Origin of the sequence: Algoriphagus sanaruensis (genome assembly GCF_001593605.1) — a bacterium.
GTDB classification, from domain to species: Bacteria; Bacteroidota; Bacteroidia; order Cytophagales; family Cyclobacteriaceae; genus Algoriphagus; species Algoriphagus sanaruensis.
Map to the genome: position 1 here is coordinate 319,501 of NZ_CP012836.1, position 23,584 is coordinate 343,084.

A 23,584-nucleotide genomic window follows, 5' to 3' on the forward strand; every position below is an offset into this window, starting at 1 on the left:
TTGTCTTCTTACCTATGGGCTTACACGGCCCAAATTCCCTATATTTACGGCTCTTTTACAACATTATGCTAAATAGAAGAATCCTCAGAGTCAAGGCATTTCAAAACTTGTATGCCTATGAGCAATGCAAAGGATCTAATCTCAACCTAGCCAAGGACTTCATACGGGAGTCTTTTCTTCCTGACCTCAATAGCATGGAGGTTCAAGATAAGGCTGCACTAAACCGCGATGCCGAAGAGGCTGTCAAACTATTCGATCAAAACATCGAAAACCGAAGCCTTCTAGCTGCATCAGAAGCAAAGCCAAAAATCAAACAAGTGGTTTTGGATGCTTTAAAGCAGGTGAAAAATGCCAATGAAAAAGATCAGGCGTTCTTGCTTCACAATATGGTGATGTCTGCAGAGCGAATTCCGCACCTCTATCTTCTGCCCATTGAGCTTTTGATAGCCTTCGGGGAGCATGTTGAAAAAGACCTCCAAAAAAAGAAAAAACTCGCCGGAGATAACCCTGTAGCATTTTCAAACGAATTAAACTTGGCCCAAAATCAAGTTTTATTGAATTTGAAAAACTCGACCTCCTATCGAGGATCCGTAGCCAGAAACAATGTCAATTTGGATGACATTGAGCTTGAAATCAAGGAATGGTTTAGAGACTATATCAAGCCTTCGGAGACCTATCAAGATTACCTTAAAATTGCCAATCCCACCCTCGAAGAAGACTTTGAAGCAGTGGATGGTTTACTTAAAAAAGTCTTGTTTAAAAATGAGGTAATCCTCAATTACTTCTCTGAAAAAGATCTCAACTGGACCGAAAATAAGTCTGTTGTAAGAAGTCTTGCTTCAAAGGTGCTTAAAAATGCAGCCAATATTGAAGGAACCGAAGAAGAGCAGCTTCCAGAAATTGCAATCAACTGGGAGGAGGACAAAGAGTTTTTTCAAAATATCTTTAACTTCACCATCGAGATGGATTCAGAAAATAAGGCTTTGATCGCTCAAAAAACCAAAAATTGGGACATTGATCGCCTTGCTTTCACCGATAAGATTATCATGTCTATGGCAATCACTGAAATGAAGCGATTCCCAAGCATTCCTGTAAAAGTGAGTATTAACGAATATATCGACATCTCAAAAACATACAGTACACCAAAAAGCAAGCAATTTGTGAATGGTCTATTGGATGTTTTGGCAAAAGAACTAACCGAAAGTGGCCAAATCCGTAAGAGTGGCCGAGGACTTTTAGACAATAAATAAGACAACCATGAGCAAAAGTACCAATACTCTTCTCGCATTCATGGTCGGTGCCGGCGTAGGTGCTGCCCTTGGAATCCTTTTCGCCCCTGATACGGGAGCTAATACCCGTGACAAACTTTCTTTCAAGCTTTCTAAATACAAAAAAGAGCTTGAGGACTTAATCAATGAGCTTGTTGACGGCAAAGAGCTTCATTTGAATGAAGCAAAGACCGAAGGCAAACGAGTGATCAATGAGGCAAAAAGTAAAGCAGAAAATTTACTTCATGACGTAAATAAATTAATCGATCAAATCAATCAAGGTAAAAATTAACATGAAAATCAAACTGTTAAGTGCATTCGCTCTTGCTTTGGTTTTAGGAGTTTCCTGTAGCCAAAAGTCAGATCAAGATGACAAAATCAAAGCTTTAGAAGAAAAAATCGCCCAGTTAGAAAATCAAAATACTGCGGTGACACCTGCAAACGCTCAAACAACCACGGCTGCTGATCCAAGCACCTTGGGAGCATTTCAGTTTGGAGAAATGGAATACGACTTCGGTACCATCAATGAAGGCCAAGTAGTAGAACACGTATTCAATTTCACAAACAACGGTCAGGCTCCTCTAGTCATTTCTAACATTACCGCTTCCTGCGGCTGTACTAGCCCTGACTGGACCAAAGCTCCAGTGCAACCAGGAGAAGAAGGTTTTGTGAAAGTTGTATTTAATTCTACAGCGAAGTCCGGTTCTCAGGCTCCAACCGTAACCATCCAGGCTAATACTAACCCAACCGTTACTCGATTGAGAATGAAGGGTAGTGTAACGCCGAAATTAGCAGGAGCTGCTGCCCCAGCAGGACCCTTAAAAAGATAATAATATGGATTCACAAAATTTTGGCCCGCTTATTTTAATGGGGTCTTTGTTCATTATCATGTATTTCTTCATGATCAGACCTCAGCAGAAAAAGCAAAAAGAGACCAAGAAATTCATTGAAGAGATTAAAAAGGGAGACGACGTGGTCACTATTGGTGGATTACATGGAAAAGTAGCCGCCGTGGAAGGTGATGTTGTCTTTCTTGAAATCGACAAAGGGGTAAAAGTTAAATTGGAAAAGTCTGCCATTTCGCTGGATTTCTCCAAGAAAACCGGTACAACTAAATAGAATAAAACTTGTCGGATTCAAAAAAATCCTCCTGGAGAATTTCTTCTAAAAGAATCTCCGATCTAAAAGTGGTAGTCCTCTGCATTGCAGCGGCTACCACTTTTTGGATTTTAAATGCATTAAACAAAGACAACTATTCCACTATTGTGGATTATCCTATTTCTTGGGAATTTGACCGAGAATCCTTTATTCCTGTCAAGCCACTTCCAAAATCTGTTCAAATTCAGATTTCGGGAAATGGCTGGGATCTTCTTCGAAAGTATTTTAACCTCAATGAACCCCCGTTTTTGATCAATCTTGCTGACCCAGACGGGAAGCAATTTTTATTGACTTCTGATCTAAAACGGCCATTGGGTGAATTTTTAACCCCTACACAACTCGAAGGCTTATTGGAAGATTCGATCCGTTACCAAATTGACCGAATCGTTACCCGTGAATTTGTTCCTCTGCTCGATTCTACAAGTTATTCCCTAGCTCCCAATAGCGAAATTGAAGGGGATTTAGAATTTACTCCTAAAAGGATTAAAGTAACAGGCCCAATCTCAGTCCTGGAATCATTTGGATCAACCTATCCCGTATCACTGAATAAAGCGAAACTTGGAGAAGATTTTACAGAAACAGTTTCACTTTCAATACCCGAACAATGGGAGGAAATAATGTCTTTGGAAACTGGTGAAATCACCATTTCTGGAAAAATTATACACTTCTTGGAAGGCAACAAACGCCTAAAGATCAAAAAAGTGAACTTCCCGAGAACGGTCCAGATTCAACCAGAGGACGTAACCCCTATCGCTACTTATTTGGTAGACGAACGAAAAGTATCCGAACTTAAGGATCTAGAATTTGAAGCAGTGTTAGATTATGGCAAAAGAAATCGATCAGATAGTACCATTACCTTTGAGATTTCTCCCAAGCCCTCCTTCCTACGAGATATTTCGATTTCTCCTCCTTTGATCAAGCTTCGTTATGACTAATGCCTCGCCCAAATTGGTAGGAATCACAGGGGGGATTGGTTCAGGGAAATCGACCGTCTGCCAGATTTTTAAAATCCTCGGGATCCCAGTGTATGCAGCTGATGACCGAGCCAAATGGCTGATGACCCATAACTCGAATGTCAAAGGGGAAATTATAAGCCTATTTGGTAATTCTTCTTACCATGAAAATGGAACCTTAAATCGATCTTTTTTAGCAGAAACTGTATTTTCAGATCCAGAGAAAGTAAAACAAATCAATGCCATTGTCCATCCGGCGGTAAGACTTGATTTTGAAAATTGGGCAAAAAAACAAAACGCCCCCTATGTGCTAAAAGAGGCTGCTCTCATTTTTGAAACTGGTGGAAATCAACAACTCGATGCTGTGATCAACGTCAGTTCTCCTTTAAAAATCCGAGTCGCTCGGGTGTTGATGAGAGATCCTCATCGATCAGAAAAGCAGGTGAATGAAATTATCAATCAGCAACTACCGGATGAGGAAAAAAATCAAAAAGCTGATTTTGTAATCAAAAACACAGACATCAAACTACTTATCCCTCAAATTTTGGACATTCATCGCAAACTTTTGGATCAAAAGTAAAGCCGATTAAAAAGTCCTTTCGGTCCAACTTTTATGGACGATCTTCCAGGAATCCCCCACCTTGATCAAAGTCAAAAAATCGTAATAATAAATCCCTGGCCAGAATAATTCAGTTTCTGCCAAGGCCATATTGCCTTCGATTCGAATTGCCTTGATTTCATTTCTAAATTGTTCGGGACTTCTTGGATTTCCTTTGGTTGTCCCCTCCCGCCATTCTTCAAATGGAGTAATCGCCAATTGGGTTCCTCGATAACCAATGAGCTGCGCATTTGGCAGAAATGCCTCATTCAGTTTAGCAGCATTTCGCTCCATCATCCCCTCAAAATAGAGATTCACAGTCTGCGTTACCGCTTCGAGATCTGCTTCTTGACTGATTCCGATCGACGGTAAAAAGAGGAAAAAAAGAATGATGATGGCTTGTTTCATGGCATAAAAAAACTGCCTGATTTCACAGGCAGTTTAAAATGAGTCAAACTTAGATTCGATCAAAACCAAGGTATGGATGAAGCACTTTCGGCATCAAAATCCCATCCTCAGTTTGATTGTTTTCCAGAATAGCTGCGACAATTCGTGGTAAAGCAAGTGCGGATCCGTTAAGTGAATGAGCTAGCTGTGTCTTTTTATCTTCACCTCTGAATCTTAGTTTCAATCGATTCGTTTGGTACGTTTCAAAATTTGACACTGAACTTACCTCCAACCAACGTTCCTGTGCTGCGGAAAACACTTCCATGTCATAGGTGAGTGCAGAGGTAAAGCCCATATCACCACCACAAAGCCGGAGCACTCGGTAGGGTAATTCTAATTTTTGAAGAAGTCCCTGAACATACGCGCTCATGCTTTCAAGTGCTTCATAGGATTGATCGGGATGAGTAATCTGCACAATTTCCACTTTATCAAACTGGTGCAATCTATTCAATCCACGAACATGAGCACCCCATGAACCCGCTTCTCTTCTGAAGCATGGAGTATATCCCACATTCTTTACGGGTAAATCTGATTCATTTAAAATGACGTCCCGATAAAGGTTTGTAATCGGAACCTCAGCAGTCGGAATCAAGTAAAGATTATCAGCCGTTGCATGATACATCTGACCTTCTTTATCTGGAAGCTGACCTGTGCCATATCCAGAATCTTCATTTACCAAAATTGGGGGCTGAACCTCCATGTAGCCAGCGGCCATGGCTTCATCCAGAAAGAAATTGATCAAAGCCCGCTGAATTCGAGCTCCCTTTCCTTTATATACTGGAAATCCAGCACCGGTTATTTTTATCCCTAAATCGAAATCAATGATATCGTACTTCTTGATCAAGTCCCAATGGGGAAGTTTCCCTTCAAAAAGTGTCGGGATTTCGCCATGGGTCAAGACTACCTCATTATCCTCTGCAGATTTGCCACTTGGCACTGAGGTATGAGGGACATTCGGAATCGTATATAAAAGTGCCTTCAGATCACCTTCTGCCTGAGCATTGATATCATCCAACTCCTTGATTTGCTGCTTGATCTCCGCAGTACGCTCCTTGATGACCGAAGCCTCTGCACTTTTCCCTTCTTTCATAAGCTGACCGATTTGCTTGGCAATTCCGTTAGCTTCCGCTTGAAGTTGATCACGCTGAGCTTGAGATGATTTCCGAAGGTCATCCAAGGCAAGGACTTGATCTATAGTTTCGTTGATATTTGCAAGATTCCGCTTTTTTAATCCCGCAAGGACCTGATCGTGTTGTTCTCTAATTTGGTTTACTAAAAGCATAATACTTTTTATTTTGGTCCAAAGATAACCAGTTATCTTACAAAGAAGGATTTGGTAACACTAGAGAATGGACCTTCTAATTCTTTATTGTCTTTTCGAAGAAGATTGAGTGTAATCTGATAGTCCCCCACAGGAAGATTAGCTACCCGAACTGGGAGCATTTGCTCACTTTCATAACTAATCCCATTAAGCTCAATTCGAACTTTTAAATTATCCAAATCCATATCCCCTCCCAGGACCAAAAAGTCAATAATCAACTCTTGACCTAGAGGAACTACCTGCTGATTCCGCGGAAAATTTAAAGCCAAATAGGGTTCAGCCGAATAGGGGAAAGGTCTGGAATCTCCCACCAAAAAATCGCGATCCACATAATTCCCAAAGCTTTTCAAAGCCAGCCCTTCTTCATCCACCAAATATGCCACTGCTCGATAGGTACCTTGCGTAAGCTCTCGCTGGAAAATGGGCGAAAAAAATCCTATGGGGTCTCCCCCATTTAGAATCAAGAACAACTGTGGCGCATCTGCCCCACCTTCATTAAGACTAAAATTCTTGATATTAAATTCAAAAGGAACTTTGCCGGGCCTAAATGATTGATTTCCCAAAGGCGTGTATAATTCCAAAATCGCATCAGGATACGCGGAAGAATCCTCATATTGAAAAAATGCGATCTTCGCTTGAGGGTCTTGCACCAAACTGGAGTCTTGTAAGGCATCAACAACTGATTCGTTGACTTTCACTTTGGACTCTGAACAAGCCCAAAGAATAAGAACAAATAGGAAAGGATAACTTTGGATTTTGTTCATAATTGGGGAAAGATTGGGATAAAGATATTTAATTTTGAAGAATTGTACGGTTCAGTCAACTAAACATTAAACCATGGAAATTTTATTTGATGAAATCCCAAGTCTAGACTTGGCCGATTTTACTTCAGGAACACCTGAACAAAAACACAACTTTGTCAAGAAACTGGGTGAAGCCTATCAGAATATTGGTTTTGTGGCGATAAAAAACCACGGTCTTTCCCAAGACCTCCAGGACCGGCTTTATCAGTCAATCAAATCTTTTTTTGCACTTTCAGACGAGATCAAATCCAAGTATGAGCGCCCGGAAATCGGCTACCAGCGAGGATATACCGGAAAAGGAAAAGAACATGCAAAAGGCAGAAATACAGGCGATTTAAAAGAATTTTATCACGTCGGGCAAGAACTGGAATTGATTCCTGATTCGGATTCCATCAAAAGTGAATACCCGGCTAACCTTTGGCCGGAGGAAATCCCAAATTTCAAACAAGATGCGATTGAAGCATACCAAACGTTGGAAAATGCAGGGAAGGCCATGTTGCGAGCGATTGCATTACACCTCGAATTAGAGGAAGATTATTTTGAGGACAAAGTCGCCTATGGTAATTCCATCTTGAGACAAATCCATTACTTCCCAATTGAAAATCCGGACGAAGTACCAGCTGATGCTGTTCGGGCAGCGGAGCATGGCGATATCAACCTAATCACTTTGTTGATGGGTGCGAGTGCGGACGGTCTTCAGGTTTTGAGAAAAGATGGAAAATGGATTCCAATCACAGCATTACCCGATCAATTGGTAGTAAATGTGGGGGATATGCTAGAGCGTCTTACTAACAAAAAGCTCAAATCTACCATCCACCGAGTGGTCAATCCTCCTAGAGAATTGATGCATACGAGCAGATTTTCGATTCCATTCTTCATGCATCCTCGTTCAGAAATGGACTTGACTTGCCTTGAGAGCTGCATTGATGAAAGTCATCCAAAGCTATTTAGTGATGCCACAGCTGGAGAATTTCTAGAAGAAAGGCTTCGTGAATTAGGACTTCGAAAGTAAAAATGTCGGTTCGCAAAGTCCGATATTATGTATTTCTGAAGGATATTTTAACCCTTTCACTTACCTCATTCGGTGGGCCGCAAGCTTTTTTGGCTATGCTGCTTGACCGAATGGTAAGAAAAAGAGCTTACGTCTCAGAGGAAGAACTCTGGGAGCTTAATGCACTTTGCAATATGCTCCCAGGGCCTGCTTCTACCCAACTTGTTTCAGCCATCGGTTTCCGTGTAGGAGGCCCAAATCTTGCCTATTTGGCACTTTTTGTTTGGATTCTTCCAGCGACGATCATCATGATTGCGGCCGCATTATTGATCGATTTTTTACAAGAAAATACCCCTGGAGCTCTTGATTTTGCAAGATTTATTCAGCCGATGGCTATTGGCTTCATCATTTTTGCTGCGCAAAAGACGATCGGAAAAATGATCAAATCCACCGAAGCCATGATCTTGATGCTCCTGTCTGCCTTTGTATCATTCTTCTACAGCTCCCCCTATATTTTCCCTGGATTATTGATTTTGGGTGGACTGAGTACTTCCATAAAATATAAAAACCAACCCAAGTCAGAAGAAGATAAAACACTGGTCATTCGCTGGAGTAATTTTTATTTGTGGGCTTTGGTTCTTGTAATTGCTGCCTCTGCAGGCGCCATTTTCAAATGGCAACCCATCATTTTATTTGAAAATTTCTACCGAAATGGCTCTTTGATTTTTGGAGGAGGACAGGTTTTGGTCCCTTACCTCTACACCGAATTCGTGGATTTCAAACATTTTTTGAGTTCTGAGGAATTCCTCACTGGGTATGCAATTTCACAAGGAATCCCTGGACCGACCTTTTCGATTTCCTCCTATGTGGGAGCCCTATCCATGCGGGAATTTGGCTTCACAGGGATTTTGATGGGGGGATTGATTGCCGCAGCTGGGATTTTCCTTCCGGGTATTTTTATGATCTTTTTTGTGATTCGTTTTTGGGATCAACTCAAACTCTATCGACCGGTTCGTGCCGCTTTGGAAGGAATTAATGCTGTTTCCTGCGGTATGTTAATTGCAGCAGCCTATCTATTGTTTGAACCTATGGAGTCAAGCCTAATCAATATTTTATTTGTTTTGGGCACTTATAGCTTGCTCCAATTCAGTAAAATTTCCTCACCTATGATCATTGCGGGAGGAATTGTACTAGGAATCTTGGTAAACTACCTGGTTTAATCTGCAAATTCTGCAAGAATGAACAAGAAAGGCGGGAGTTCCGTTTTTACTTCACCTAGATATTCCTAAATTTCATTCATGCAGGCCTTCGAATTCATCAACAATCTGATTCCACCGCTAAAACTTGGCGACAAAGCCGGTATGGCCTTGTCTTGGATGGAAGAGATTCGGACGGATTCATTACCTGTTGTTGACCAAGGAAACTTTTTAGGATTTCTTCGGGAAGATGTCATATTTGACCAGAACGATTCAAGTCAATACATCAAAACTCTACCTCTCGAAGGGCATAGCTGCTGGGTTTTTACCGATAAACACATCTATGATGTGCTTCGAGTTGCCTCCGAGCATCAGTCCAACCTTGTTGCTGTTTTGGATAGAAATCACAATTATCAAGGAGTAATCACCATGGAGGATGCCATTTCTGCATTTGCGGATAGTTTATCCATTCAGTCCCAAGGTGGAGTATTGATTCTGTCCATGAATATGACTGATTACCACCTTTCCGAAATTGCCCGATTAGTGGAATCAGAAAACTCTAAAATCCTAAGTTCTTTCATTTCCACTGACCCCTTGGATGACACCAAAATCAAGTTAACCCTGAAGTTTGATCGAGCAGATCTCAAGCACGTCAGAGCTACTCTAGAACGATTTGGGTATCGAATCATCGATCATTATCAAGAGGAGCAAGGGATGAATGACTCCGATGACCGAATCGGGAACTTGTTGAGATTTTTAGATATTTAAGGCATGAAAATAGCCTTACATGGTCTAGCACTAAGGCCAGATTATTTCCCACACATCGAACTACTCTTCGCATCACTCCATCGTCAAGGATGTGAAATCTATGTAACCGAAGTTTTTGACCGCCTGTTGAAAATGAATGGAAATAAAACCCTCAGCTATTGGGTTTTGGAAGACAAGGAAGATTTTGCCTCTTTAGATTTCTTGATTTCGATTGGCGGAGATGGGACACTTTTAGACTCGGTGTCGGTAATAGGAAATCACGAGACCCCAATTTTGGGATTGAATACGGGAAGATTAGGGTTCTTAGCTACAGTAGCCACTGATAGGATTGAAGAGGCTGTTCAACATTTGGCTTCTGGAAATTTCCAGATCGAAAAAAGGACCCTCATTGCTTTGGAAAGTAACAGACGACTTTTCAATGGCTTGACTTTCGCTCTGAATGAATTCACCATTCACAAGCGAGACACTTCTTCTATGATTACAGTGCACACCTTTATCGATGGAAAATACCTAAATTCCTATTGGGCTGATGGCTTGATAGTTTCGACCCCAACCGGAAGTACAGGTTATTCCTTAAGCTGCGGTGGCCCCTTGATTACCCCTGATGCCAAAAACTTTGTCATCACTCCAGTAAGTCCGCATAATCTGAATGTAAGGCCGATTATCGTGTCTGATGAAAGTGAAATCAGCTTTGAAATAGAAGGAAGAACGGAAAAATTTATGATCTCCTTAGACTCTAGATCCTGTTCGATTTCTTCAGAAACCCAACTTAAAGTTCGAAAAGAAAAATTTCCAGCCAACCTCGTAAAGCTCCCCGAATACCATTTCTTTGATACCTTGCGACAGAAATTAAATTGGGGATTGGATATGAGAAACTAGAAATTCCCAAAAACTAAGCTTAACAATAATTAACCCGGTAAATACCAAGCGCGGTTTCTAATACGTTACCTAGTTCCTAACTTGCATCGTCTTGAAAAAAGTCAATCGTACCCTTTTCAAAAAATTAGCCTTTTTCCCTGCGCTTTACTTGGGATTGGTTTTTTCTGGTATTGCTCAGAAATATGAAATAGGAGGTGGAATAGGAGGAGCCGTTTATTCCGGCGACATTATCCGAAAAGTTGATGTGGGCCAGGCTGGCATTCAAGGAACGTTGTTTGGCAAGAGAAATTTTGACAATGTGTGGTCACTGCGAGTAGGCCTGAGCACAGGCATCCTTCAGGGGGATGATGAACTCGGACCGCTCGATTTGGTCAACCAGAGTAGAGATGCCCGATTTAAAGGTGGGGTAATTGAAGCTTCTGCAGTTATGGAGTTTAACTTTCTAGATTTTCTCAGGAACGATTCTGAGTTTATCTTTTCTCCTTACGCCTTCTTTGGTGTTGGCTATTCGTATTTCCTCATGAAAGGAAGATACAGTGCAGAACGATTTACCCCTGCGGATTACTACCAAGTATCCTCTCCGGTAATCCCCTTTGGTGGTGGCGTAAAATACCGATTAAATGACCGATGGACATTGGCTGCAGAACTAGGTTTTAGGCCGACATTTACTGATTATCTGGATAAGATAGATTCAAACGTAGGAGTCATTCCAATTCAACAAACCGATCCAATTACCGGAAAAGAATTGACTCATATCGTCAACTTCGGGAATCCTTACACCAAGGATTGGTACTATTTCCTAGGACTTTCTGTTAGCTATACCTTTGCCAACGTGAAGTGCTTTGCCTATTAATTAATTGAAGGCTAGGGCTGAATATTGAAAAAGAAATAGCATTTTTGTACCTCCCAAAATGAAGGTATCCAGTCTTTGGAATGAAGGAAAAATTAGACCCAACCAAAATCCCCCAACATATCGCGATCATCATGGACGGCAATGGCCGATGGGCCAAGAAAAAAGGAGCCATGAGAATATTCGGACATCGCAACGCAATTCAGGCAGTAAAAGATGCCATTGAGGGGGCAGACCATTTGGGGGTTAAATACCTGACCTTATTTTCATTTTCAACCGAAAACTGGTCCAGACCGCAGGATGAAGTTCGGGCACTGATGGAACTCCTAGTAAAAACCATCATCGATGAGATCTCCCTGATGATGAACAACAACATCCGGCTGGATGCCATCGGTGATCTCAGTAGCCTTCCCCAATCTGCCTATGACAAATTGATGGAAGCCAAGCAAATGACAGCTTCCAATACCGGATTGACGGTCATCCTTGCCCTCAGCTACAGTGGTCAGTGGGAACTCACTCAAGCAGTAAAACGCATTGCTCAAAAAGTCTCAACAGGTGAAATTACCCCGGATCAAATCACCCAAGATCTGGTCGCATCCAATTTGGATACCGCTGGAATCCCAGACCCCGAATTGATGATCAGAACGAGTGGAGAGTATCGGATCAGTAATTTTCTCCTATGGCAACTCGCCTATACCGAATTGTACTTTACACCGGTATTATGGCCTGATTTCCGTAGAGAACATCTATTTGCCGCTATTGAAGATTATCAGAAACGAGAAAGAAGGTTCGGCAAAACCGGTGAGCAAGTTAAATCTTAAGTAATTGATGAAAAGAAGTTTATTAATTCTGTTCTTTTTGATTGGGTCATTTACCAGCATGGCGCAAATCCGTTTGGGACAAAGTCGTTATGCATCGCCAAGACCAGTCAACATTTTGGAGCTGAATTACGCCAAACCGCAGCAATATCGAATTGCTGAAATCAAAGCCGTTGGCTTGGCTACCCTTGATGAAGTCGCGATTATTTCTCTTGCAGGTCTCAAAGTTGATGACCGGATTGAAGTACCGGGCGATGCGATTTCAGGTGCCTTGAAGAAACTTTGGGGCCAGGGAATTATCGGAGATGTTAAAATTTTAGTCACTAAAATAGAAGGTGACGATATTTATTTATTGCTCGATTTGACGGAGCGCCCAAGATTCTCCCGGGTCGAATTTTCAGGCATAAACAAAACTCAAGAAAGCGAGCTTCGAGACAAAGTAAATATCAGAGGTCGTGTCGTTCGCGATGATGTTTTAAATACTGCAAAGCGGAACATCGAAAAATATTACTTAGATAAAGGATTCTTAAATACAGAAGTAAAAATACTTCAGGAAAGAGACACCACCTTACCCAACAGTGTCCGGCTAAGATTCGATATCAATACCAACGAAAAAGTCAAAATCAATACGATTGCAATCGACGGAAACGAGGAGATTTCAGATCGAGCCATCAAAGGGAAAATGAAAAAAACCAAGGAGCATCCTCGGGTAGCCATTTTCAAAGATTTGTATTCCAGACTAGCAGATGCCAGTCCATCTTCAGTGAAAAATTCGATTTTCTACACTGATTCTACCTCAAAAGAAGATGCGATCGATTACCTAAATCGAAATTTAAAGCTCAACTTTTTCAATGGATCAAAATACATCCCCAAAGAATATCGAACGGATAAGGATAAAATCATTGCCTTTTACAATAGCAAAGGCTTTAGAGATGCAAAAATCCTGGATGATTCGGTTTACAATTTTTCTTCGGATAAAATCAACATTGACATAGCGGTCGAGGAAGGCCGAAAATACTTTTACCGCAACATCTCTTTCAGAGGAAATTATATCCACACGGACTCCGAACTGTTAGAGAGGCTTGGTATTCAGAAGGGAGATGTCTACGACAAAGAAAAACTGGACAAACGTCTCAATTATGATCCTCAAAAAGGAGATGACGTCAGCTCCCTGTACCAAGATAATGGATACCTCTTCTTCAATATTGACCCCGTAGAAATCAATGTTGTAGGGGATTCCATCGATCTAGAAATGCGAATCTTTGAAGGGCCACAGGTTACAGTAAACAGTGTGAGCATAGAAGGGAACGAGCGAACTTCTGATCACGTAGTCATGCGGGAAATTCGAATCCTTCCAGGTCAAAAATTCAACCGAAGCTTACTCGTCCGAACTATCCGAGAACTTTCAACGCTAGGCTATTTTGACCCTGAAAAAATCAATCCCGACCTCCGGCCAAACTTCGAGCAAGCAACTGTAGATATTACCTTCCAACTCGAGGAACGTCCAAATGACCAAATTGAGCTTTCTGGTGGTTGGGGAGGTTTCTATGGCTTCGTAGGAACTGTAGGATTAGTGTTTAACAACTTCTCCATCAAAAATATCGGAGACTTCAGCAAGTGGGATCCGCTACCTGTAGGGGATGGACAAAAGCTTTCCTTGAGAGTTCAGGCAAATGGCCGTACGTTCCAAAACTATTCCCTCTCGTTGAGTGAACCTTGGTTTGGAGGTAAAAAGCCAAACTCTTTGAGCTTTGCCTTTAATCATTCCATTCAGCGTCAAGTTGACTTCTTTAACCGAAATAACTTTGGCAATGAATTAGGATCGTTCCGTATCACAGGAGTCACTTTGGGACTTGCAAAACGAGTTACTTGGCCGGATGATTATTTCCAAATCAGTAATTCGGTACAATTCCAGAATTATGTGTTTGACCGATTTGGTACTTCCTTTGGGTTGACTTACCCATCTGGCACCTCAAAAAGTATTACGCTGAACACCACCATTGCTCGTAATAACGTGGATAATACGATCTATCCTCGTCTGGGATCCAACATCATTCTATCTACAGAATTTACCCCTCCTTACAACTCTTTGAACAGAAAACTCACCGAGGAATCTACTGATCAGGAGAAATACAATTGGCTGGAATACCATAAATGGATGTTTGATGCCTCCTTCTACACCCCTGTATTTGGATCCAACAAATGGGTGGCGAGTGCAAGAGCTCACATGGGCTTCTTGGGATCCTATGGAAATAAACTTGGAATTATTCCTTTGGAGCGATTCGTAATGGGTGGAGACGGAATGACCTTCAACAACTTCGCTTTAGGCCAGGAAATTATTGGTTTGAGAGGATATGAAAACCAAGTCATCACACCTGGTAGAGATACCCGAGGTACTGCAAATCCTGATCCTTATGGTGGAGTAGTTTACAATAAATATGTCATGGAATTGAGATTCCTAGTATCACCGAACCCATCTGCTACAATCTTCTTACTCGGATTTGCAGAAGCTGGAAATAACTGGGGATCCTACCGGGAATTTAACCCTTATGATTTGAAAAAATCTGCAGGTGTGGGTGCCAGAATCTTTATGCCAGCATTTGGTCTGTTGGGGATCGATTGGGGATATGGGTTTGATAACGCTCCTGGAACATTGCAGCGAAGTGGTCCTCAGTTCCACTTTACCATCGGACAACAATTCAGATAAATTTGAATTCGGTGCAGCAAGTAGTTAATTTATGCTAAATCAACTCAGAATACGTTCGTAAATCGGATGGATTGAAAAATGAAGATGACATGGATAAATCACTGAAAATTGTACTTTTGCTGCTTCTCGTGCTGGGTTCAAACACTGTTTTCGCCCAAAAATTAGGATACATTGATTCAGAATATATCCTAAACAAACATCCAGACTACAAAGTCATCCAGCAAGAGCTTTCCAAAGTGAGCGCAGAATGGAAAAAAGAGGCACAAACTTTGGATCAGGAGATCAAGGAATTGTATTCTCAACTGAAAGCAGAAGAAGTCTTGCTTACCGAAGAGATGTACCAAAAAAAGCTGGCAGAAATTAAGATTAAAGAAAAAACGGCTCAGGAATTTAACAGTCGAGTATTTGGAATAGAAGGACTGTATTACCAAAAACAGGCAGAACTACTTCAACCTCTCCAATCTAAAATTTACGATGCAATCGAGCGAGTAACTAGAAGAAATAATCTAGCGATGCTATTTGATAAAGCCGCTGGTCCTTCGGCAATCATCTGGACCGACCCAAGACACGACTATTCAGAGTTTGTCTTGGAAGAATTAGGAATCGAAGAAAACAATTAAATACAAACACCAAATGATGAAAATTAAAGTTGCCCTAGCCGCAGTAATGGTATTGCTTCTAGGATTTTCCGCTCAAGCACAGGAAGTTAAAATCGGCTACACTAGCGTAGAGTTTATTATGGATTTAATGCCTGAAATGGAGCAAATTGGAGCTGATATCCAAGATTATCAAACTCAGCTTCAAACCAATATTCAGACTAAGGCTGCGGACTTCCAAAGACAAGTGCAAGCTTATCAGCAAGCTGCTCCGACCATGACAGAAGATGCAAGAGCTGCCAAAGAAGCTGAATTGACCAAGCTCCAGCAAGACCTTCAGAAGTATGAGCAAGATGCTCAAATTTCATATCAGCGAAAGCTTCAGGAGCTTCTTGAGCCAGTTCAAACCAAAGTAATCAACGCGATCAATACGGTTGCAGCTGAAAACAACTACACGCATATTTTCGCTGAAACTGCCGGCCAGTCTCCGATCTTATTGTACACCAAAGAGGCTGACAAGTTTACAGAATTGGTATTGGCTAAACTTGGATTGAAAATGCCAACCCCTCCTGCAGCGGGTGGAAATTAATTCCAGAAAATAAACTACTCAAAGGCTGTCTTTCCCCAAAGGCAGCCTTTATTTTTTGTATTTTCGACCAGTAAAGACCCTAAAAATGCCCAAGAAAAACCCAAAGGATATCATCTCCCAAAGTCAGGACGCGGTGCTTGTGGACTTTTACGCAGATTGGTGCGGTCCTTGTCAGACCATGAATCCAGTTATAGACGAAGCACTTCAGGAATTGGGAGGAAAAATCAAACTACTAAAAATCAATGTAGATAGACACCCTCAACTCAGTCAACAATTTGGGATTCGATCAATTCCTCATTATATACTTTTTAAGCGAGGGAAAATCCTCTGGAGAAAAGGAGGCGTGATTACCAGGCGGGAATTGGTTCAACAATTAAAGGGATTCGCATAAAAAAGGCTGTTAGAAATCTAACAGCCTTTTGAATTACTAGACATAATATTTTAGCCGGATCACTTCTTTCTCGGTAAGGAATCGATAATGTCCTCTTTTCAGGTCTTTCTTATCCAGTCCCGCATACATCACTCGATCCAACCCGACTACTTCGTACCCTAGGTGGGCAAAAATCCTTCTTACAATTCTATTTCGCCCGATATGAATTTCTAATCCTAAGATTTTACGATCTGCAGATAGCACTTGCATATCATCTACCTTAGCCTCTCCATCTTCCAGGGTCAAACCTTCCAAAATTTCCTCCTCATCCTTATAGGTCAATGGTTTATCCAGTGTCACCTGATAAATTTTTTTGATTTCATTGGAAGGGTGAGAAAGTTTCGCAGCCAATTCCCCATCGTTGGTAAACAAAAGAAGTCCTGTAGTATTGCGATCCAGACGACCTACCGGGAAAATCCGCTCTTCACAGGCATTTTCTACCAAGCGCATAACAGTCTTTCTCTCCATCGGATCTTCAGTGGTGGTAATAAAGTCCTTAGGCTTATTCAAAAGGACATAGACCGGTTTTTCAGGATTAATTCGTTTTCCTTGGAAGACCACTCGGTCTGATTTTTTTACTTTATGTCCCATCTCCTTGATCACCTCTCCATTCACCGAAATCTGGCCTGATGAAATTAACTCATCTGCCTCTCGACGGCTACAAATACCTGAATTGGCGATGTACTTATTGAGACGGATCGCTCCGTCTTCATTGGACTTTTTGTTTTGAGGGATATGCTCAAAATTGTATTCTGGCCTCTCGATATCTACTTCAAACTTTTTGGGTCTGTTTTTACCGAAACCCCTCTTAGTTGTTCCTTTATCTTCCCCATACTTGGGTTTTTCGATCCCAAAAACAGGCTTCTGATCACGGCCACGACCTTTATAAACCAATTTTCCCTCTTCTTTTTTGGAGGAAGAATCGTCAGAGAAATTCTTCTTGAACGGTTTTTTGGCACCTTCACCTTGGTCAAATCTCTTAGACCCAAAGTCATCCTTTCTTACCCGGTCAGACTTCTCACCAAAAGATTTTTTGTAGCCAGACTCACTTTTAGGTTCAAATTTTTTCTTGAACTCGCCACCCTCCTTTCCAAATCGCTTTTCTCCAAATGATTTGCGTTCGTCATTTGAATCATTTCGCTTAGAAAATGCAGGCTTTGGATCATTTGATCGATCATCTTTAAAAAATTTACCTTTGGATTTAGATCCAAACTTTTCTCCGGATGAAGGATTTTCCTCTCCCCATTTTTTAAATGCTGGTTTTCCCTCTGCTTTTTTTGAAAAATTGGACTTGGCGAATCGATCATCGCCTTTTCCAAATGATTTTTTCCGGGAATCAAACCCCTCGTTTTTAGACTCAAATTTGGAGCCTCTAGAAGTTGAACTGTCTTTCTTTGAGAACTTCGAATCGTCCGAACTTTGATTGTCTTGATTAAAAAATGGTTTTCTAGGATTGTTCTTTTTCATGATTTTGCAGCATCACTGCTGTAGTTAAATTTCAAGTAAATAAGCAATTGAATTTCAAACGCTTAATTGGGCTGCAAAGATACAGCCATCGGAATGAATAATTTATCCAAGCTCCAAAAATTCTTTAAGCTTTATCCCGATTTTGATAATAAAATTCGGTTGCATTGCGAACTGATCCGTGGGTAAGCAACATTTGTTGGGCTGTAGGATAGTCGAGGCCAGTGGCCTCCACAATCATTTTTGTTCCACGATCCACCAATTTCGCATTGGAAAGTTGCATATCTACCATCTTATTCCCCTTAACCCTTCCCAACTTGATCATTACCGTGGTGGAAATCATATTGAGAACCAACTTCTGAGCAGTACCTGACTTCATACGAGTACTACCTGTGACAAATTCTGGCCCTACCACCACCTCGATCGGATATTCAACGGATTTAGCCAATGGAGATTCTGGATTACATGTGATACATGCTGTCAACAGTCCCTTTTCTCTGGCCTTTTTCACACCTCCAATCACATAGGGAGTAGTGCCCGAGGCGGCAATGCCAATAACTGTGTCCAATTCTGAAAACCCATAGGCCTGAATATCCTTCCAAGCTTGTTCAGGATCATCTTCTGCATTTTCAACTGCTTTTCGAATGGCAGCGTCTCCTCCTGCGATTAATCCAATTACCCAATCATGAGGGACCCCATAGGTAGGAGGACATTCGGAGGCGTCCAAAATTCCTAGTCTGCCGCTTGTTCCTGCTCCAATGTAAAACAAGCGCCCACCCTCTTTCATTCGAGGAACAAGTTGTTCTACAAAAGCAGCTATCGCTTCCAATTTTTCTTTTACAGCGGGAGCAACTTTGTGGTCTTCTTCATTAATATGCTGGAGGAGTTGGGTCACGCCCATTTTCTCCAAATTCTCGTAGTGAGAACTACTTTCGGTCACCTTCATAACTGATCTTCTTTAAAGCTCATGGGCTTAATTTTAATGACTATTTTGATGATAGCTAATGAGCCCATCAATTGGGCTTTCAAGAATCGTTTGAATTTGAATTCCTAACTCATTGGCCACATCTCTTAGTATTGACTGATTGTAAAAGGCAATTGAACCTACAAAATTGACTGGCTTTTCTTGATATCCGGAATACTTACAAACGTGCTTGCCAAAAAACTCTTTGAATGAATTTGAAAAAAGGTAATAACAATAGGAATCTGCTGAATTCTCAGAAATAAACCGACAAAAGCTTGCCATATATCGACTTGGAAACGGTTGACGATACACATGGTCTTGAATGATATTTTGGGTGATTTTGAATCGTTCTATGGCAGCCTCCCGAATCGGGATAGGCATTTCTTCATGAATAAAATCCTGAAGAAATTTTTTCCCAATGGAACATCCTCCACCTTCATCCCCTAAAATATAACCTGCTGCAGGTCGATGTGCAACGATTTTCTTTCCGTCATAATCACAGCTATTCGAGCCTGTTCCCAAAATGCAGGCTATTCCTGCTGAGTGCCCACAAGTAGCTCGAGCTGCTGCACTTAAATCATGGTCCACCCTAATTTCTGCAATTGGAAAAATAGATCTCAAGGCTTGGAAAACTTCGGCCTTTCGCTCAGGGGCTGAACATCCCGCTCCATAATAATAGATCTGGGTGATGTCTTTTGCATAATTGAGAAGAAAATCTTGACGTAGTTGGATGGCCATTTCTTCGGCAGTCATATAATAAGGATTGAGCCCTAAGCCTCGAAATGAACTCACCTCCCCATTGGGATGAAGGACACGCCAATCCGTTTTACTACTCCCGCTATCAGCAATTAAAATCATATTAAACCAAGAGCCCGATAGGCTTAAATTTTAAGAATACTTTTTCTGTATGAGGGGCATCAATTAGCTCTTCTGTCAAATCTTGACCCGCCCAATGTTCATAGTGTTTGCCATTTTTCCACAGGCGAGATTCACTTACATCATAAATCACCCCTTGAAAAGCCACCCAAATCTCGGGCTTATCTTGCCCATTTCGCAGGGCAAGTTGTTGCTTGGTAAACTGCTTCATCAATACAACTTAATCTGAGCATTGATCCAGCGTTCAGGGATTTCACCTTTTTGTGCTAATTGATAATCTGCATAGCTGCAAGGAACTGTACTCACCCGATCAAATCTTAATTTTTCATTGTGGGGAATTTCCATCCACCACTTTCCACTTCGTTTGCTTTTGTAAAAAACCAAGTTGTTAGGCTTTGAGTCCAAGGAAACTGTGTATTTGATGTAATCTGCACTTTTAAACGAAAGGCTGTCTTTTCTGCTGTAAAACCCTTCAATGAAGTACCAAATCATTACTGCAGCGAGCTTGGCTGTTTTATTATGAGCATTGTCGTAATAGGGATCATACCCAAACAAACCAAAAGAACTCAATTTTTCATTGGTCCCTGCAAACCAGCAGATTTGGCAAGCTTCTTCACCCGTCAGGCCAAAAGGTTGAGCATCAGAAGCTCCCGGTGCATCGGCAGACTGAATCGCACACAAGTCAAAACTCATTAAATCAGCATCACGAATGAGGGGTTCAATTTCCTTGAAATGATCTCGAATTTGACCTAACCTAACCTGATCAAAGTAAAGTTTTTCCATTACTTGAATCAACATTGGATCTGTGAGAAAACTCTGAAAAGCCAGGTGAGTGTAGGAAAAAAGAAAATTGGGTTGATGAAGGACAATCTCTTGGGTATGCCGCTCACTTTCGGCTCCTTTCTCCTCCATATCAATTTTGGCATCTACTGTCACCAGAGTTACCAATTTTTTCATTTTTTGATAGGACAGGTACTGCCCGTAATCAAGGTCATGCGATCCTCCAAAAAACACAGGCAAGATTTGATGCTTCATCAAATACTCTCCTACTTGTCGGATGTTTTGATAGGTATCATTTAGACTTTCTCCTGCTAATAAATCGCCTAAATCAACTATTCGATAAGCCGCAGCACTTCGTTTTAATTCGTATAGCTTTTCTCTAATCTCCAAACTACCACGCTCCATACTTTCAGCATGAAGTGCCCCCCGGCACTCTTTAATTCCGACCAAAGCAATTTGGGCTTTAGAAATATCTGGAAATGACTTACCAAAAACGTTGATCTGATTAAAAAAAGAATTCTCGGGGTAGGTTTTTTCGAGTAATACGTCAGGAACCGGCTCAAAGAAAGATTGGATATTCATTGTGTGGATTTATGAATTTGAAAATAATCAAAAAGCGGACTAAACTAAAAAATCCCGCCGAAGCGGGATTTTTTATTCATTAACCACCGAAGTCGTCAAATCTGATATTTTCTTTTGGAATACCCAAGTCATCAAGCATCTTGAGTACCGCTGCGTTCATCAAAGGAGGACCGCATAGGTAATATTCTACCTCATCTGGCTCTGGGTGATTTTTGAGGTAGTTATCATACAAGACTTGGTGAATGAAACCAACATATCCGTCTGCTTCTCGATCTTCCAAAGACTTCTTGACTTTCCAATTATCCTCAGGAAGTGGCTCAGAAAGGCCAATGTGGAAGTTGAAATTGGTGAAGTCTTTTTCAATATCTCTGAAATGAGGCACATAGAAAAGTTCTTTTTTAGATCTACCTCCATACCAGTAAGAAACTTTTCTGCTCGTCTTTTCTGTGTGGAACAGGTGGAAGATCTGTGCTCTCAAAGGAGCCATACCAGCACCACCACCGATATAGATCATCTCACGCTGAGTAGGATTGATGTGGAATTCTCCATAAGGACCTGAAATGGTCACCTTGTCACCTGGCTTTCTAGAGAAAACATAGGAAGAACAAACTCCTGGATTGACATCCATCCATCTGTTATTAGCACGATCCCATGGCGGAGTAGCAATACGAATCGTCAACATAATGATGTTACCTTCAGCAGGGTGATTGGCCATAGAATAGGCACGGAACAAAGGCTCGTCATTTTTCATCACCAAGCTCCAAAGACCAAACTTATCCCAATCGCTCTTGTAAACATCCGCAGGGTGACCTAGCTCAGGATGTGGAGTGATATCCATGTCTTTGAAATTCACAGTGATCGCTGGAACATCAATCTGGATATAACCTCCCGCTTCAAAATGAAGCGTTTCTCCTTCTGGAAGTTTAACCTTGAATTCTTTAATAAACGTAGAAACGTTGTAGTTAGAAATAACTTCACATTCCCACTTCTTGATACCAAAAATTTCTTCTGGTACGCGGATTTTCATGTCTTGCTTTACTTTCACCTGACAAGCAAGTCTTACTTGACCTTGCTGCTCTGCACGGCTCAAGTGACCAACTTCGGTTGGCAACACATCTCCTCCACCTTCTTCAACTACACACTTGCACATCGCGCAAGTACCACCTCCACCGCAAGCGGAAGGAAGGAAAATTTTCTGATTGCCAAGAGTGGAAAGCAAGCTCGATCCGGCGGAAGCCACGATAGGATTACTTTCGTCACCGTTGATGACAATCTTAACATCACCTGAATTGACCAATTTAGACTGGGCGAAAAGCAGGATAAGTACCAGTAGCAGGATAATTACCGTGAACGCTACAATGGACGTGATAATTACAGAACCCATGAAATTTGATTTTTACTTTTTCGTAGGAATTAACCCTTTTTTTGGGTGCACAAATATATTTATTAATCCCTAAAACAGGCCAAAGATGATTTCAAATTTGACTTGATATTAGGGGGAATTTGATGAGATAACTCATTAATTGTTCAAGAGGTTTAGCAAAGTGGTCAATCTTGCCTTCAATTGTCTTCGATCAATAATGAAATCAAGGAAACCATGCTCCAAAACAAATTCCGAACTTTGGAATCCTTTTGGTAAATCCTTTCCGATTGTCTCTCGAATCACTCTTGGCCCGGCAAAACCAATCAAAGCTTCTGGTTCGGCAATATTAAAATCACCCAACATGGCGTACGAAGCTGTAACGCCACCCGTGGTAGGATCAGTTAAAAGAGAAATGTAAGGAATCGCAGCCTGATCCAACAAAGCAAGCTTGGCTGATGTCTTAGCCATTTGCATGAGCGAAAAGCCTGCTTCCATCATTCGGGCACCCCCTGATTTTGAAATCATCAAAAATGGAATTTTGTGCTTCAAGGAATGGTCAATGGCTCGAGCAATCTTTTCTCCAACAACAGATCCCATAGATCCGCCTATGAAACTAAAGTCCATACAAGCTACAACGAGATCCAATCCATTCATTTTTCCATGAGCTGTTCGGACGGCGTCTTTGAGCTCGGATTTTTTGATCGAATCTTGAATTCGAACTGAATAAGGCTTGGTATCCACAAATTTTAGCGGATCACCTGAAGTCATTCCAGCATCTAGTTCGGTAAACTTGTTGTTGTCAAAGAGTATTTCAAAGTATTCTTTAGAACCAATTTTTACATGAAAATCATCATCCGGACACACATAAGCATTGCTTTTTAGCTCACGGGTATGAATAATATTTCCGTTTGGGGTTTTGAACCAAAGTCCGTCGGGGGCATCTTTCTTTTCAGCAGTTGAAGTCTTGATGCCTTTGTCTGTTCGTTTAAACCAAGCCATAGGAGTTGATAAGTTTGGACAAGTCAAAGGACGCAAATTTAGACCTAATCTCCAGTAATTAAAATTTTATTGGCTTTTGACAAGCAAAGGAATCATCCCAACTGTTTAATCTTTCCGGAATAATCACATTCATAAAATATGTTTTCATAGCGGTCCATTTTTACATTATTTTGAAAAAGAATCC

26 protein-coding genes are annotated in these 23,584 nt (G+C 41.2%); 16 read left to right on the forward strand and 10 right to left on the reverse strand.

Translation table 11 applies throughout. The features are described from left to right. Positions 1–65 precede the first annotated feature (65 nt). Genes nusB through coaE form a run of 6 tightly spaced genes read left to right on the forward strand, consistent with a single transcriptional unit; the run spans position 66 to position 3,959 of the window. Positions 66–1,250, forward strand: a complete 1,185-nt coding sequence (gene nusB / locus AO498_RS01500) for a transcription antitermination factor NusB (protein ID WP_067542754.1) — start codon at positions 66–68, stop codon at positions 1,248–1,250. Positions 1,251–1,257: 7 nt separating this feature from the next. Further along, positions 1,258–1,560 (forward strand): YtxH domain-containing protein, encoded by a 303-nt coding sequence (locus AO498_RS01505; protein WP_067542757.1) that lies wholly within the window; start codon positions 1,258–1,260, stop codon positions 1,558–1,560. A 1-nt stretch (position 1,561) separates the two neighbouring features. Beyond that, the gene (locus AO498_RS01510) at positions 1,562–2,098 is read left to right on the forward strand and encodes a DUF1573 domain-containing protein (RefSeq protein WP_067542760.1); all 537 of its coding nucleotides are present in this window, start codon (positions 1,562–1,564) and stop codon (positions 2,096–2,098) included. A 4-nt stretch (positions 2,099–2,102) separates the two neighbouring features. Next, on the forward strand, positions 2,103–2,387 hold the full coding sequence (yajC, locus tag AO498_RS01515) for a preprotein translocase subunit YajC (RefSeq protein ID WP_067542763.1): 285 nt from the start codon (positions 2,103–2,105) through the stop codon (positions 2,385–2,387). Between the two features lie 8 nt (positions 2,388–2,395). Continuing rightward, the gene (locus tag AO498_RS01520) at positions 2,396–3,361 is read left to right on the forward strand and encodes a YbbR-like domain-containing protein (protein WP_067542766.1); all 966 of its coding nucleotides are present in this window, start codon (positions 2,396–2,398) and stop codon (positions 3,359–3,361) included. Beyond that, positions 3,354–3,959 (forward strand): dephospho-CoA kinase, encoded by a 606-nt coding sequence (gene coaE, locus AO498_RS01525; RefSeq protein ID WP_067542768.1) that lies wholly within the window; start codon positions 3,354–3,356, stop codon positions 3,957–3,959. Before AO498_RS01520 ends, coaE begins: the two co-directional genes overlap by 8 nt. 6 nt (positions 3,960–3,965) lie before the next feature. On the opposite strand, the gene AO498_RS01530 is transcribed toward coaE, so the two are convergent. The 3 genes from AO498_RS01530 to AO498_RS01540 are packed head-to-tail and all read right to left on the reverse strand — an operon-like array spanning position 3,966 to position 6,509. After that, the gene (locus AO498_RS01530; RefSeq protein WP_067542771.1) at positions 3,966–4,385 is read right to left on the reverse strand and encodes a nuclear transport factor 2 family protein; all 420 of its coding nucleotides are present in this window, start codon (positions 4,383–4,385) and stop codon (positions 3,966–3,968) included. Positions 4,386–4,434: 49 nt separating this feature from the next. Further along, on the reverse strand, positions 4,435–5,706 hold the full coding sequence (serS, locus tag AO498_RS01535; protein WP_067542774.1) for a serine--tRNA ligase: 1,272 nt from the start codon (positions 5,704–5,706) through the stop codon (positions 4,435–4,437). A 32-nt stretch (positions 5,707–5,738) separates the two neighbouring features. Further along, positions 5,739–6,509: a hypothetical protein gene (locus AO498_RS01540; RefSeq protein WP_067542777.1), complete on the reverse strand. Its 771-nt coding sequence runs from the start codon at positions 6,507–6,509 to the stop codon at positions 5,739–5,741. Between the two features lie 73 nt (positions 6,510–6,582). Here AO498_RS01540 and AO498_RS01545 point away from each other — a divergent pair, with 73 nt between their 5' ends. From AO498_RS01545 to trxA, 10 genes are all read left to right on the forward strand, one after another. After that, on the forward strand, positions 6,583–7,560 hold the full coding sequence (locus AO498_RS01545; RefSeq protein WP_067542780.1) for an isopenicillin N synthase family dioxygenase: 978 nt from the start codon (positions 6,583–6,585) through the stop codon (positions 7,558–7,560). Between the two features lie 2 nt (positions 7,561–7,562). Continuing rightward, positions 7,563–8,759: a chromate efflux transporter gene (gene chrA, locus AO498_RS01550; protein WP_067542782.1), complete on the forward strand. Its 1,197-nt coding sequence runs from the start codon at positions 7,563–7,565 to the stop codon at positions 8,757–8,759. A 78-nt stretch (positions 8,760–8,837) separates the two neighbouring features. Next, positions 8,838–9,503, forward strand: coding sequence for a CBS domain-containing protein (locus AO498_RS01555; protein ID WP_067542785.1), 666 nt, complete (start codon positions 8,838–8,840; stop codon positions 9,501–9,503). A 3-nt stretch (positions 9,504–9,506) separates the two neighbouring features. After that, positions 9,507–10,382: an NAD kinase gene (locus AO498_RS01560; RefSeq protein WP_067542788.1), complete on the forward strand. Its 876-nt coding sequence runs from the start codon at positions 9,507–9,509 to the stop codon at positions 10,380–10,382. A 91-nt stretch (positions 10,383–10,473) separates the two neighbouring features. Next, entirely contained in the window at positions 10,474–11,235 is a 762-nt protein-coding gene (gene porG / locus AO498_RS01565) for a type IX secretion system protein PorG (protein WP_067542791.1), read from the forward strand. 80 nt (positions 11,236–11,315) lie between these two features. Further along, positions 11,316–12,053, forward strand: a complete 738-nt coding sequence (locus AO498_RS01570; protein ID WP_067542794.1) for an isoprenyl transferase — start codon at positions 11,316–11,318, stop codon at positions 12,051–12,053. A gap of 7 nt (positions 12,054–12,060) precedes the next feature. Then, positions 12,061–14,757, forward strand: coding sequence for a BamA/OMP85 family outer membrane protein (locus AO498_RS01575; RefSeq protein WP_067542797.1), 2,697 nt, complete (start codon positions 12,061–12,063; stop codon positions 14,755–14,757). Positions 14,758–14,846: 89 nt separating this feature from the next. Next, positions 14,847–15,377 (forward strand): OmpH/Skp family outer membrane protein, encoded by a 531-nt coding sequence (locus tag AO498_RS01580; protein WP_067542800.1) that lies wholly within the window; start codon positions 14,847–14,849, stop codon positions 15,375–15,377. Between the two features lie 13 nt (positions 15,378–15,390). Then, on the forward strand, positions 15,391–15,942 hold the full coding sequence (locus AO498_RS01585; protein WP_067542803.1) for an OmpH/Skp family outer membrane protein: 552 nt from the start codon (positions 15,391–15,393) through the stop codon (positions 15,940–15,942). Positions 15,943–16,027: 85 nt separating this feature from the next. Then, positions 16,028–16,333 carry a thioredoxin gene (gene trxA / locus AO498_RS01590; RefSeq protein ID WP_067542806.1) on the forward strand — a complete coding sequence of 102 codons (306 nt, stop codon included), beginning with the start codon at positions 16,028–16,030 and terminating at the stop codon, positions 16,331–16,333. A gap of 36 nt (positions 16,334–16,369) precedes the next feature. Here the strand turns inward: trxA and AO498_RS16920 are convergent, their stop codons facing one another. From AO498_RS16920 to accD, 7 genes are all read right to left on the reverse strand, one after another. Continuing rightward, entirely contained in the window at positions 16,370–17,839 is a 1,470-nt protein-coding gene (locus AO498_RS16920; protein ID WP_082792170.1) for a pseudouridine synthase, read from the reverse strand. 124 nt (positions 17,840–17,963) lie between these two features. Next, on the reverse strand, positions 17,964–18,782 hold the full coding sequence (gene murQ / locus AO498_RS01600; RefSeq protein ID WP_067542809.1) for an N-acetylmuramic acid 6-phosphate etherase: 819 nt from the start codon (positions 18,780–18,782) through the stop codon (positions 17,964–17,966). Positions 18,783–18,815: 33 nt separating this feature from the next. Continuing rightward, positions 18,816–19,658: an N-acetylglucosamine kinase gene (locus AO498_RS01605; protein WP_067542812.1), complete on the reverse strand. Its 843-nt coding sequence runs from the start codon at positions 19,656–19,658 to the stop codon at positions 18,816–18,818. A gap of 1 nt (position 19,659) precedes the next feature. Then, positions 19,660–19,887, reverse strand: a complete 228-nt coding sequence (locus tag AO498_RS01610) for a cytochrome b5 domain-containing protein (protein ID WP_067542815.1) — start codon at positions 19,885–19,887, stop codon at positions 19,660–19,662. Continuing rightward, positions 19,887–21,038 (reverse strand): formimidoylglutamase, encoded by a 1,152-nt coding sequence (locus AO498_RS01615; RefSeq protein WP_067542818.1) that lies wholly within the window; start codon positions 21,036–21,038, stop codon positions 19,887–19,889. Before AO498_RS01615 ends, AO498_RS01610 begins: the two co-directional genes overlap by 1 nt. A gap of 79 nt (positions 21,039–21,117) precedes the next feature. Further along, on the reverse strand, positions 21,118–22,422 hold the full coding sequence (gene nqrF, locus AO498_RS01620; protein ID WP_067542821.1) for an NADH:ubiquinone reductase (Na(+)-transporting) subunit F: 1,305 nt from the start codon (positions 22,420–22,422) through the stop codon (positions 21,118–21,120). A 135-nt stretch (positions 22,423–22,557) separates the two neighbouring features. Continuing rightward, on the reverse strand, positions 22,558–23,400 hold the full coding sequence (accD, locus tag AO498_RS01625) for an acetyl-CoA carboxylase, carboxyltransferase subunit beta (protein ID WP_067542824.1): 843 nt from the start codon (positions 23,398–23,400) through the stop codon (positions 22,558–22,560). Between the last annotated feature and the right edge of the window lie 184 nt (positions 23,401–23,584).

What these genes read in the sequence shown, in the direction of transcription:
- nusB (WP_067542754.1), top strand. Translation starts at nt 66, where the DNA reads ATGCTAAATAGAAGAATCCTCAGAGTCAAGGCATTTCAAAACTTGTAT.
- AO498_RS01505 (WP_067542757.1), top strand. Translation starts at nt 1,258, where the DNA reads ATGAGCAAAAGTACCAATACTCTTCTCGCATTCATGGTCGGTGCCGGC.
- AO498_RS01510 (WP_067542760.1), top strand. Translation starts at nt 1,562, where the DNA reads ATGAAAATCAAACTGTTAAGTGCATTCGCTCTTGCTTTGGTTTTAGGA.
- yajC (WP_067542763.1), top strand. Translation starts at nt 2,103, where the DNA reads ATGGATTCACAAAATTTTGGCCCGCTTATTTTAATGGGGTCTTTGTTC.
- coaE (WP_067542768.1), top strand. Translation starts at nt 3,354, where the DNA reads ATGACTAATGCCTCGCCCAAATTGGTAGGAATCACAGGGGGGATTGGT.
- AO498_RS01530 (WP_067542771.1), bottom strand. Translation starts at nt 4,385, where the DNA reads ATGAAACAAGCCATCATCATTCTTTTTTTCCTCTTTTTACCGTCGATC.
- serS (WP_067542774.1), bottom strand. Translation starts at nt 5,706, where the DNA reads ATGCTTTTAGTAAACCAAATTAGAGAACAACACGATCAGGTCCTTGCG.
- AO498_RS01540 (WP_067542777.1), bottom strand. Translation starts at nt 6,509, where the DNA reads ATGAACAAAATCCAAAGTTATCCTTTCCTATTTGTTCTTATTCTTTGG.
- AO498_RS01545 (WP_067542780.1), top strand. Translation starts at nt 6,583, where the DNA reads ATGGAAATTTTATTTGATGAAATCCCAAGTCTAGACTTGGCCGATTTT.
- chrA (WP_067542782.1), top strand. Translation starts at nt 7,563, where the DNA reads ATGTCGGTTCGCAAAGTCCGATATTATGTATTTCTGAAGGATATTTTA.
- AO498_RS01555 (WP_067542785.1), top strand. Translation starts at nt 8,838, where the DNA reads ATGCAGGCCTTCGAATTCATCAACAATCTGATTCCACCGCTAAAACTT.
- AO498_RS01560 (WP_067542788.1), top strand. Translation starts at nt 9,507, where the DNA reads ATGAAAATAGCCTTACATGGTCTAGCACTAAGGCCAGATTATTTCCCA.
- AO498_RS01570 (WP_067542794.1), top strand. Translation starts at nt 11,316, where the DNA reads ATGAAGGAAAAATTAGACCCAACCAAAATCCCCCAACATATCGCGATC.
- AO498_RS01575 (WP_067542797.1), top strand. Translation starts at nt 12,061, where the DNA reads ATGAAAAGAAGTTTATTAATTCTGTTCTTTTTGATTGGGTCATTTACC.
- AO498_RS01580 (WP_067542800.1), top strand. Translation starts at nt 14,847, where the DNA reads ATGGATAAATCACTGAAAATTGTACTTTTGCTGCTTCTCGTGCTGGGT.
- AO498_RS01585 (WP_067542803.1), top strand. Translation starts at nt 15,391, where the DNA reads ATGATGAAAATTAAAGTTGCCCTAGCCGCAGTAATGGTATTGCTTCTA.
- trxA (WP_067542806.1), top strand. Translation starts at nt 16,028, where the DNA reads ATGCCCAAGAAAAACCCAAAGGATATCATCTCCCAAAGTCAGGACGCG.
- AO498_RS16920 (WP_082792170.1), bottom strand. Translation starts at nt 17,839, where the DNA reads ATGAAAAAGAACAATCCTAGAAAACCATTTTTTAATCAAGACAATCAA.
- murQ (WP_067542809.1), bottom strand. Translation starts at nt 18,782, where the DNA reads ATGAAGGTGACCGAAAGTAGTTCTCACTACGAGAATTTGGAGAAAATG.
- AO498_RS01605 (WP_067542812.1), bottom strand. Translation starts at nt 19,658, where the DNA reads ATGATTTTAATTGCTGATAGCGGGAGTAGTAAAACGGATTGGCGTGTC.
- AO498_RS01610 (WP_067542815.1), bottom strand. Translation starts at nt 19,887, where the DNA reads ATGAAGCAGTTTACCAAGCAACAACTTGCCCTGCGAAATGGGCAAGAT.
- AO498_RS01615 (WP_067542818.1), bottom strand. Translation starts at nt 21,038, where the DNA reads ATGAATATCCAATCTTTCTTTGAGCCGGTTCCTGACGTATTACTCGAA.
- nqrF (WP_067542821.1), bottom strand. Translation starts at nt 22,422, where the DNA reads ATGGGTTCTGTAATTATCACGTCCATTGTAGCGTTCACGGTAATTATC.
- accD (WP_067542824.1), bottom strand. Translation starts at nt 23,400, where the DNA reads ATGGCTTGGTTTAAACGAACAGACAAAGGCATCAAGACTTCAACTGCT.